The organism is Paenibacillus wenxiniae, assembly GCF_039822605.1.
In the GTDB taxonomy this organism is placed as follows: domain Bacteria; phylum Bacillota; class Bacilli; order Paenibacillales; family Paenibacillaceae; genus Saccharibacillus; species Saccharibacillus wenxiniae.
This window is the reverse complement of sequence record NZ_JBCGUH010000002.1, coordinates 268990-280931: the sequence shown is the minus strand read 5'-3', so window position 1 is coordinate 280931 and position 11942 is coordinate 268990. Positions and strand designations below refer to the sequence as shown.

At 44.0% G+C, this 11942-nt stretch carries 8 protein-coding genes; all 8 read right to left on the bottom strand.

Annotated elements, in window-relative coordinates:
* Positions 1-124 precede the first annotated feature (124 nt).
* Entirely contained in the window at positions 125-544 is a 420-nt protein-coding gene (arsC, locus tag AAHF22_RS04350; protein ID WP_347323746.1) for an arsenate reductase (thioredoxin), read from the bottom strand.
* Positions 545-775: 231 nt separating this feature from the next.
* On the bottom strand, positions 776-1621 hold the full coding sequence (locus tag AAHF22_RS04345) for a carbohydrate ABC transporter permease (protein ID WP_347323745.1): 846 nt from the start codon (positions 1619-1621) through the stop codon (positions 776-778).
* A gap of 22 nt (positions 1622-1643) precedes the next feature.
* On the bottom strand, positions 1644-2540 hold the full coding sequence (locus tag AAHF22_RS04340) for a carbohydrate ABC transporter permease (protein WP_347324100.1): 897 nt from the start codon (positions 2538-2540) through the stop codon (positions 1644-1646).
* Positions 2541-2808: 268 nt separating this feature from the next.
* A complete protein-coding gene (locus AAHF22_RS04335) occupies positions 2809-4110 on the bottom strand; it encodes an ABC transporter substrate-binding protein (RefSeq protein WP_347323744.1) in 1302 nt (433 codons plus the stop codon).
* A gap of 166 nt (positions 4111-4276) precedes the next feature.
* A complete protein-coding gene (locus tag AAHF22_RS04330; RefSeq protein WP_347323743.1) occupies positions 4277-5887 on the bottom strand; it encodes a response regulator in 1611 nt (536 codons plus the stop codon).
* On the bottom strand, positions 5884-7584 hold the full coding sequence (locus tag AAHF22_RS04325; RefSeq protein ID WP_347323742.1) for a sensor histidine kinase: 1701 nt from the start codon (positions 7582-7584) through the stop codon (positions 5884-5886). The genes AAHF22_RS04330 and AAHF22_RS04325 overlap by 4 nt, the downstream gene beginning before the upstream one ends.
* Positions 7585-7728: 144 nt before the next feature.
* Entirely contained in the window at positions 7729-9927 is a 2199-nt protein-coding gene (locus tag AAHF22_RS04320) for a CBM35 domain-containing protein (RefSeq protein ID WP_347323741.1), read from the bottom strand.
* Between the two features lie 755 nt (positions 9928-10682).
* Positions 10683-11936: an aminotransferase-like domain-containing protein gene (locus AAHF22_RS04315; protein WP_347323740.1), complete on the bottom strand. Its 1254-nt coding sequence runs from the start codon at positions 11934-11936 to the stop codon at positions 10683-10685.
* Positions 11937-11942: the final 6 nt, after the last annotated feature.

The window sequence follows — 11942 nt, the reverse complement described above, 5'->3', positions numbered from 1 at the left end:
TAATCAAATCCTCATATAGCATCCTGAATGGACTAAATGAATGCTGTTTATCGTATCTTTTATCCGGTACAATGCTATTTTTTACCATCAAGAAAAGGGAGCAGATTATATCCGCTCCCTTTTGTTATTTTCCTGTTTTCGCAAAATACTTGATCCGCTCTCCAATTTCATCCCGTACACGCTGGAAAAAAGCCCATTTCTCTGCATCGGTTCCTTCTGCTTTCGCCGGATCATCAAAGCCCCAGTGCTCGCGACGTACATGTGCAGGCGTAATAGGGCATTTATCTGCGGCATCGCCACATAAAGTTACAATCAAATCCGCACGGTTCAATATTTCCAGGTTGATCACATCTGACGTCTGATTGGAAATATCCATGCCTACTTCATTCATCGCCTTTATAGCATTGGGGTTTAATCCATGTGCTTCAATGCCTGCACTATATACATTCCATTCGTCGCTCAAATACGTCTTCCCCCAGCCTTCTGCCATCTGACTACGGCAGGAATTACCTGTACATAAAAAATACAGTGTTTTTTTACACATGTGTATACTCTCCCTTTTGGTCAAGAAAACAATCGTGACGGTTTGTATGTGATCATCTACTCTTTTAATATATAATCACTTACTTATATATTAAATAATCTTCTACGCATAAACAAGCGATTTATCTTATAATCGATCCACAAATTACAGCGTAATACCAAAAGAGCACAAATCACAGTTTGTGCTCTTTGCCATTTCATATGCTCATTTTCATACGATCATTTCAAGCCATTATCCTTTTACCGACCCCGCAGTCATTCCTTCAACCAGGAATCGCTGCATAAATACAAACATCAGTACAACCGGTAACACACTTAGTACGGACGAAGCCATCAGGCTGCCCCAATCGGTCTGAAACAACCCTTTAAACAGGTAAATGCCTGGCGTTAGTGTCCGATGCTCATCATCGTTAATAAATACAAATCCAAACATAAACTCATTCCACGAATTCAAAAAGGCAAACATCCCCGCCGCAATCATACTCGGTAGCGACACAGGTAATAAAATCCGGAAGATCAATGACACGCGCGAACAGCCATCAATCTCTGCCGCCTCCTCCATATCCATCGGAATCGAATCGAAAAATCCCTTCATCATAAACGTACACAGCGGTACAGTAAATGTCGTGTACGCTAAGATAAGCGAAGTGTACGTATTGATTAATCCCAGATCTTTCATCGTTAAATAGAGCGGAATCAGCAACAGCACACCGGGAATCATTTGCGACAGTAGCATCGCCACACTGAACAATTTAATGCCACGGAAGCGAATAAAGCGACTAAGCGCATAGCCAGCAAAAATGGAGATCATGAGCGATAACACAGTTACGATCACCGAGACGAATATACTGTTGCGAAAATACGTCAAAAACTTTGATTGCGTAATAACATTAATAAAATGCTCCATTGTCGGATGAGCTACGATAAAGGTAGGCGTAACCGTTCGAATCTGATCCGTTGGCTTTAACGCCGTCACGACCATCCACAGGAAAGGAAACAAACAATAAAAGGAAAAGCCGAGTAAAATAGCATAGGTCAGAATTTGAAAAAACAATTGCTTTTGTTTGCTCATGAGCATACCGCTCTCTCCCCTCTCCGTGTTAACGATTCGTTTTGCGAACAGACATAAAATAATACAACAGGAATGCAGTCATCATAAATCCAAGCATCATCGATGCTAAGGCAGACGCATAGCCAAAATTATACGTTTGCATCGCATAGCGGAAAATTTGAATCGGTAATGTCTCGGTCGCGTATAATGGCCCACCTTCCGTCATCACCCATATAAAGTCAAAATTGATCGCTGTCCAGATCAGGTGAATAAAGATGATCGTAAGCGATATACTTTTTAATTGCGGCAATACGACGTTGAAAAACCGTACTCTTACGCCGGCTCCATCGATTGCTGCTGCTTCCAGTATATCTTTGGATACCGACTGCAAGCCTGCCAGCAAACTGATCGTATAAAACGGAAAGCTGCGCCAGATATTAACGAAAATGACAGCATAGAGCGCGGTATTCATCTGACCGAGCCAATTGTACGGCTGTGCAATGATGCCCATTTTCACTAGCCAGTAATTGATAATGCCAAAATTCGGATCAAGCATCCATGTCCATGTCATACCGGCGATCACGATCGGTACGACCCACGGAATAATAATGATGCCGCGGAACAATGCCCGACAGCGAATATTCTGATTGAGTGCTAATGCGGTTATCAATCCAAACACATATTCACCGGCAACAGACAATATCGTCCATATGAATGTATGCAATAGTGCAGCCTTAAAATTCTCATTTTGTAGCACGGCTACATAGTTGGACAAACCCGAAAAGCCAGATAATGCTTTATTCAGCATATTGATCAATTGAAAGCTGTCCCATACCACTGTCAAAAGTGGATACGCATTAAGTAATATAAAAAACAATAACGCCGGAATGACGAAATAATAAGCGACCATGCGAATTCGTTTCTCTCGTAAAGTCAAACCACTCACCACTTTTTCTGAGTAATGGAAGTAAACGGAGCTGACAGTTTCTCCAGCTAACACGAGTATGGTCAAGCTCCGTTTGCTTCATCCGCTCTATTTCTATTGATTTAGAGTTACCGATTTCACTATTTACAATGAAGTCTTGTTAATTCTACTTGTGCTTGCTTCTATTTTTGCTTGCTTCTATTTTTGCTTGCTTCATACTACTTTTTATTATCTCTTGCTACTTTATGAGCTTAATACGTCTACTCACATCATGACTCTACCAAAATATTTAGCTACCGCTTAACTGTCCGCTTGCTTTCAAGCTGTCATTAATCGCTCCACTGAGCCATGTTGCTACTGCTTCTGGCGAATCATTTTGCAGCATCAGGCGTGCGAGTGAATCTTGCATTGCCTGTGTTACACCGCCGAGGGAGATGGGTGGGAAGTTCACACCCTGTGAAGTCAACTCCATAAACTGCTTGCCCCATGCGCCGGTGATCGCATCACTGCGTGGTGCAGACGATGGATTGACTTTCGATTGATAATCTTTGCTCATCAGGAAAGAAGCAAATTCCCATGTTTTATCGAGATGATCGGATTTGTACAGATATAATGGAGCAATTTCCAGGAATGTAGCTGGTTTGCTACCATAAGGGGGTGGTGCAATTTTGACATCTTTCATGCCTTCAGGATTTTCGTTTGTACGACCTTCGATCCATGTTCCGTTAACGACCATTGCATACTGTGCGAGCACAAAGTTCTGATCTTCCTCTTCCCAGCCCCATGTTTTCGCATTCGGATCAATCGTATTGCTGCTCACCAGGTCTTTGTAAAATTGGAATACCTGTGTTGCTTTTTTCAGCTCATTCGGGTCTTCCTGCCATGTGTTTTTATATTTGCCGCCACCTTCATCTTTCACAAGCTGTACATCATTTTGCGCCAGATAGGTCATCAGCTCTTGTGAAGAACGCACGCCGCTTGCTGCAATACCAAAGGCATATTTGCCTGTTTTTTGTTTAATCACCGGACCCATTTTTAATAGTTCATCCCACGTTTTTGGCGGTGCATTATAACCGGCTTGCTTGAGCAAATTATCATGATACAGCAGTGCACGGATACCGATATAGTTAGGAAGCGCTTTCACTTTCCCGTCAATTGTAAGCCCTTGCAAGATATTCGGATACAATTTGTCTTTATCTGCCCATTTGTCTACATATGGGGTGAGATCAGCAAGCGCATCCATCTGATTCAACTCACCAAACCATTCACCAAGTCCCCATGTCATATCCGGTGCATCGCCTGCTGTAACCGCAGCAATCAGTTTCTGATGCATTACATCATAGGAGATGACCTGCATATTTACCTGTACATCTTTGTGCTCACTATTGAACTGCTGAATTTGCTGCTGAATTTCTTTGCCCTGATCGGTGCTTGGATCAAGTGCCGCCCAGAAATTCAGTGTGGTTACAGCGCTCTCATTACTGGAGCTGTTCGTTGCATTCGATGAACTACTTCCGCTGCTACAGCCTGCCAGCAGGCTGAGCACTACCCCGGCAACAATTGTCAGCTTCCACGCTTTAGTTAATTTCATTGTCTTCGTCCTTTCTCTAATTGCCGTCATCTTAATCGGGCTTGTTGGCCTAGCTCTATTGTAAGCAGGCCGTGCCCATGTGCCGATAAGGTGAAATTCAGATTATAGTTGAAATTATTCAACACTTTATCGATAATCTTCTCACTCCGGCGATTCCCTTTATCGATTAACTTCCGATGTGCTCCTGTTTGAACTGGCTTGGCTGTGTACCGGTTGCTTTTTTGAACACCTGGCTAAAGTAACGAGCATCGGCATAGCCGACACGTGACGCAACCTCGTATGTTTTCAGATCGGTATTCAGCAGTAGCTTTTTGGCCTGTTCCATCCGGATTCGGGTTAAAAACTCCAGAAAACTTTCGTCATTCTCCTCTTTAAACAACGTACAGAAATAATTTTTATTAATGAAAAAGCGGCGTGAAATCTCCTCCAGCGTCACCGTACAATAATGCTCACTCGCATATCGTTTAATAAGCGAAATTAACTGGCGTGCCGTTTTAGATTTATTTTGCTCGGATGACTGATTCATATGGTAGGTAATCAGCTCATACAAACGATGCTTCATCTGTTCCAGATCAAGCTCCTGCATGCTGGAGCGAATTTGGGCTAGTAGCATCAGCGTATGTTCATCTTTTTGCTCCGATTCCAAACGTTGCAGCAGGCGCGTAATATTCGTCTGTAATTCATTCATACTCATCTGTTCCAGCTGGCTACCTTCCAGTAAATATTCCAGCTTATCCATCAGTGGCATCTGACTATGCAATGCTCCTGTCGTGAGCATAACGCCCAGCCATTCATGTACATCCTCCCATGCCGCCGCATTGCTATATGATGTTGTAGCTCCATCCAGTTCGTCATAAAAAGCGATCGTATCACGCTCAGTTAGGCGTAGCTGTTTGACCGCATGTCGTGCTTCCTGATATGCACTCTCCATCGCAATAATTCGCTTTTTGCGAGCGCTAATTCCTAGCTTGACGCTCACACGCAAATAGGAAGACAACGCGGTCTGTATTTTTTTCAACATATGCTGTAACGTCAGACGATCTTTCTCAGCAGGCTGGAAAAATAAAAACTCATGATATCCATTTAAATTGCGAAAAATATCCGTCTGCTCGTCATAAATTGCCATACTTTCCCTCACAATATTACGCACGGCAAAATAAAATGAGCCTTTATCACTTTCATATCGACTGGCAATGCTGGACTTCACATCCAATAGCTTGATCATCACGATATGATACGCTTCTTCCGGCACAGCGATTTTTAGCTGCTCTGCTTCTACGATAATTTCATTTTCATTACGGGTATGAGTGCTCAGCAGATGACTAATCCATTCATCCTGCATCAGTTGTAAGCCTTGATATAACGCTACCTGTTGTTCACGATGCTGATAGCGGGACTGTGATTCTTGAAGCAGCTCCACCTCCAGCCGACTAAGCAGATGTAGCAGTTCTGCTTCATTAACCGGCTTGAGTAAATAATCGGTCACCTGCAACAAAAAGGCAGCCCGCGAATATTCGTAATCTCCATAGCCGCTGAGTACAACGACTTTCGCATGACTGGACGATTGTTTAAGCCATGTCAAAAACTGCAATCCATCCATATGGGGCATCCGAATATCGGTTAAAATCACATCCGGCTGTTCCTGCTCTACGATCTGACATGCTTCCTCACCATTGTAGGCATGCCCTACAATTTCCCACCCATATTGCGCCCAATCAAGGCATTGCTCCAGCTGTCTGTGTATCGTCACTTCATCATCGACAATTAATACTTTCATGCCTGATCAACCTCCTTCAATGGTAGTCTGAATGTCAGTAATGTGCCGGTATTCGGCTTACTACTCATCTCGATCCCGTAGCTCGTACCACAAATTAGCTTGATTCTCGTTTGAATATTTAACAAACCGATCGAAGCACCTGATGCCTGCGAGAAAATTTCATCATGATTAAGTGAATGGCGCAGCTTCTGTAACGTTTCCTCTGGAATCCCGACACCATTATCCAGCACATGAAAAGTGAGCGTGCGCTGCTCCCAATCGGCAGAGGCGCTAATGCGCATTAGCTTTTTGCCTTTCATTAATGGCAGTAAACCGTGCTCAACCGCATTTTCTACAACAGGCTGCAAAATCAATTTAGGAATCCACAGATTGCGAACCGACGGTTCCAGATGAATAGAAATTTTGATGCCGTCTGGCAGACGTTTGTTAATGATCAGCATGTAATTTCGCACATGAGAAATTTCGTCTTTCACCTGCACCCATTCGCGATTAATATCGATATTATAACGATACATATTGCTTAAAGCCTGGCAGATGAAGCGCATTTCTGGCACCTGATTCATGATCGCGATATTAGACATTAACTGTAGTGTATTGAATAGAAAATGCGGTGATATTTGCGATTGTAGCGCCTTGATCTGAGACTCCTGATTTTTCAATTGCAGCTTTAACTCGTGATCGACATGCTGCTCAATCCGATGCGCCATCTCGTTAAATTGCTTACCGAGAAAAGCGATTTCATCTGTCGTAGACAATCTGACTCGCACATTGTATTTGCCACGCCTAATTTCATTCATTTTGCTGCATAATTCGATGATCGGTCTAGTAATATTGTGGCTTAACCACGCGCTCAAAATAATACTAAGCAACATGGAGAACGCAATAATACCAATCGCAAAGCTACGGAAAAAGATGAGCTGCGGCGCAATATTAAATTCATATCGTAACTGATTATCTCCCGGTGGAATCTGAAGCTGGATCATTTCTGAATAATCGGTGGATGGCTTAGATTGCGATGTACGATAAATAAGGTCATGATTAGCGTTCCAGATCGTAATTTGTCCATTTTCAAAAATATTGTATCGTTCCAACAGTTCAGCAAACGGCTTTTCATCCATATCGATGACGAGCACGGCAAATGGACGACCGACCATTTTGATCGGATACAAATAGCGCAAAATCGGCTGTCCATAAATACTATCCTGATGAATCGTAAATGTCGGTTTTTGGTAGGGTGCTTGCAGTGGAGAAATCGTTTCCTTGTTATACTGCTGACTGAGCCGCAAATAATAATAAGGGAAAAAGTCGGCGTACACATTGCCTTCAAAGTCAAGAATGTACATGCCTTTGACATCTTTTTCTTCCAGGCGGCTATACGTATTCAAATAAAATTCCTTTAGCTGAAAAGTAACATCATAATTAGGGGCTTTACCGGGATGTTCCTGTACACTCTTATATAACTTATGCACCATCGTATAGTTGGAATAAATCTGATACGACGTTTCCTGCATCTCGTTCATATATTGTTGAATTTGCAAGTTTAAATCTTCCGAGATTCGGGTTTGTGCAAACAGACGATTTTGTTCGATATTTTGCGATACCTGCCATAAAATAACGATCGATGTGAGCAATAATGGACAGATCGTTGTGAGTAGCATAGCCAGTGCGATTTTGGTACGTATCCTTCTCGTCTTCATTTCCCTTCACCCGCTCGTTCAAATTGTACACCCGTAAGTATGCATACGGGAAATGGATGCACGCATATACGCAGTGCATCCATCCCGTGTTATTCATTTATGCTTGCTGTCTATAGTGTATATCGGTTTAACGCACTATACAGTTTATTCACTCTGGGATTGATACGTATTTTCCGTTACACTGCTAGCGACCGGAACCGGTGTTACGAATGGAGCGGCGATTTGAATCAGATCAATGTTCGGCACATAGCCGTCTGCATTGCCAAACTTGATCGTATTCGCTCCAGCTTTGAGTTCTACATCAAATGTAGTCGTTTGGAAGCTGCTCCAGCTACGAGTGTTGTGGAAATAACGCGATTGCGTTTGATCTCCATTGACGGTAATATGGGCAAGTCGATCTACAATGTTTGTATTGTATTCATGATTGCCTTCGACCTCTGCATTGGCAAACGTAACGACCATTCGATACGTACCTGCTTGCGGTACATTGATATTGTTAAATTGCAGTGTATTATTCGCTCCATTACCGATCCAGCCTACATATTGTCCACCAGATGCGCTAGAAGAGTTTTCTACTTTAGCGTCACCAGACAATGTATTGTCGCCTGCTTCTGCTTGATAGATGCCCACATTCCCTGTACCTTGCGATACATTCAAATAATCGAGTAAAGTGGAGACTGAATTGCCACTTGCATTATTGTAGTTGATCCGATTAATACCTGCCTGTAAGTAGACAGTCAGGCTTTCTGTACTCCACGAATTAGTAGGCGCCAGCGACACCGTCGTTAATGCTTCTCCATTTACCGTAATATCGGCTTTATTGCTTTCAGTCGTAGCATAGCGCAGATCCAGATTGTAATAACCGTCAGCAGGAACCTGTACGATATATTGGCTGGACGCTTGCTGTGCTCCAGGCAATGTGACATAACCGGTACCGGAATAACCTGTGCGGTTACCGTAATCCACAGTGGCTGCGCCATCTACTTTAGCATATTCCGCTTCATAGCGACCGGTATTGTTTACCGTTGACAGACTGGTATCTGGCGTCACGATAAGCTGATACGCAGACTTTGCTTTCAAATCGCTCAGCGGTACATTAATCTGCCCGTTGGATACATTGTAGTCGCCTTCCTGTACAACATACGGACCGCTAGATGGCGAAGTTCCGGTACTGTCTACACCCCAGACAGTAGCATGAACACGCTGTCCATACGTATTTGCGGAGAGACCTTTGACATTAATATTCGTCGTGTACGTATTGTCAGGGTAAGAACCGCCAAACAGAACACGCACTTGCTTTTTCGAGTCATCGACGGTAGCCAGACCCTGGAAAGAACCCGTGGTTGCGGTTGGTGTAGTAGCTACCGTATGTCCGGTCATTTCACCGTACCATTTGTATAGCCACCAGCCGCCAGTCGGTTTATTATTTTGCGTGACCAGATCGTTTAATGTACCTGCTGTTGACCAGTACGCAAGCATACCATCCACCTTGCTATTTTCCAGACGTGTCATCCATTGTACAAGTTCGCCCGGTATAGCCAGATCGGATGGACGTGCATATTCATTGATCGCAATCGGCAGCTTGCTAATGCCAACTTGCTGCTCTACGCCTCTGTAATGGTTGTAGTGATTGTACCAGTCAGTGAAGAAGTCATTGTTCAGCTCATGCCAGGTCACTACATCGGGCACTACATTGTTTTGTTTGGCAAAGGCAAAGAAGTCTTCCATAAACTTAGCGTTGTATACCGCTGTGTTCGGACCGCCAATTTGAGCATTCGGATCAAGGGAACGGATGCGCTGGTAGACCGTTTTCCAATCGGCGAAAAATTTCTTCTGTGCATCGCTGTTCGTTTGAAATAAGCCCTGATACCAGATGCCATCTGGCTCATTGAAAGGAATGTATACGTATTTGGAATGATTCGGATCAGCGACTACTTTTGGCACCATTTGATCAATCTTATTTAAATAATCGTCCAGCCCAAGATTCTCATACGGCCAGTTTTTGTAAATGTCCTGCATGTAGATCTGGATTTCTTTGCCGCCTGCTTCAACAAATTCGGGAGCTACCTTTAATGCATCACCGTTTGGATGCTGTAGTCCATCCGGTGCTTTTTGCGCGATTGCCTGTGGACTAAGCGGTGCAAGCATGTTCAGATTAGGCACGCCAGGACTACCCAATCCGTACAGAAAACCCGATGCGCCATGCTTAATATCCCCCGTGTTTTGCGAAACATCAACCGTTAGCTGCTCGGCTGCTGCCTTAGCTGGTGTTACAGGCCCGATCATCGATGCGACCAGACCAACTGTAAGTAAACCGATACCCCATGTTTTTCTTTTTCCCATGTGAAATCTCCTTTAACATAGAATGGTAAAACGGGACGGTACATTGTACTTTGCAAAACAGAAAGCGATTACAATCTGTTCCAAAGCTAATTTACCAACTGTACGATGAAATAGGTAGGGGAGAAAATTTGGAACGATGTTGTATATATTCAGAATTTGAAGGAAATAGGACAAATGCAAAATCGGTATTAACGTACTCCATGTTGTCTGTAAAATAAACTTCGATGAGTCCGTGCACAACGAATTACCTATTGTTCGTTCACGAACCGGGTCGCTTGAAGCCAGGTGTACGTTTAATTAGAATATTCATTGTAAGATGTTTCGTTAAAACAGTTGCCTTTTTAGCCACAGATTGTCCTTTTGGTCACAAAAAATCCCCTTTTGTTGATAGGATAAAAGTCCATCGTAACCGATGTCTTTTTCTTATCTACTGCAAGGGGATCATACTAGATTGTATATACAAACTTGTTTGCTGGAACAGGCACCACTTCGATAAGGAATAAACAGACGGACTACCGACTAGGAGTACATGGTACATTCCGTTTTTAAAATCAGCAAGAAATTTCATTTCGCAAAAATCACTTTGTATTGAACCCTGTTTTAGGAAATCGCTAACACTGGAAATCATGCTTTTTCCTTATTTCCTTCCATACTACTTGCACACGTATACGAGTTTAGGTACATGTCCTAATTCGCCTGTTGTCCATAGCATCGTCTTTTTCTCTATCTCGCCCGTTCACCATTCGTTATCGTTATTACGCTCCATTATGATACTCCAGTGCAGTTAGTGCTACTTCTCCCAGCTCTGCTGCTCGATCATCTCTGTAAGCCGCTGCCAAACGCGCAATGCCCTGTTCGATCTGTTCTGCGCTGCAATAGCTAAAGCATAGGCGTAGCTGATGATGCACATCACGCTCAGGATAAAAGCTCCGCCCATCTACAATACTCACACCATAATCCAGCGCTCGCTGTTGTAAACTTGTCGTATCAATTGCTTCACGGAAGTTAAGCCAGAGGAAAAAACCGCCTGCGGGCAATACATAATACACCGCATCACCAAAATGGCGATCAATTGCCGCTGCCATCACATCACGTTGCTCCCGATAATGGGTGCGTAACTGCTCCAGATGGCGATCGATATCGATATGTTGTAGCAGTGTAGCTACAATTTCCTGTGTGAACACACCGGTACTGCCGCCCAGCATCAAAATACGCAGCCGATCAATAAGCTGCGGATGCGCAATCATCCAACCGAGACGCAATCCGGGCGCAATAATTTTCGAGAACGTATTCAAGTAAATCGTACGCTCCGGTGCTAACGAATACAATGTCGGCCATAGCTCACCTGTAAAATTCAATTCACCATAGGCATCATCTTCCAGCACGTAAAAATGGTATTCACGCGCCAGTTCCACCAACCGATGACGCTTAGCTACAGATAGCGTGACCCCGCCCGGATTATGATACGTAGGCATCGTATATAGCAACTTGGGCATGGGACGTCCAGCTGTCCTGGCTTGCTGCAATGCCTGCTCCAGCAGCTCCACATTTAGCCCGTCCGCTTCCAACGGGAACGATCGTATGTGCGCGCCAGACAATCGAAAGGCCTGCAACGCGCTAAAAAAGGTAGGCGCCTCTGTCCAGACCTCATCCCCTGGCTCCAACAGCAATTGTGCAGCCAGCGCCAGCCCCTGTGTCGCTCCATACGTAACCAGAATATGATTCGGAGTAGCATCGATTCCATTCCGATGTGCGCGCTCCTTAATCCAGTTCACAATATATGCCGGACCTGGTGCACCAGCGTATTGCAGTGCTTCCTGACCATGTGAACGAATCGCTGCTCCCGAAGCGTGCTCTAGCTCCACAAGTGGAAATAACGATGGCGCTGCAAAACCGAATGATAAATGGACATGATCCTCATGTGTTACCGTGGTGCTGCCGATCGATGGCGTGCGTGGAATATAACGGGACAACAGCGTTAGATCAGGCGAGTGAGTAGATTTGTTCATCATTGC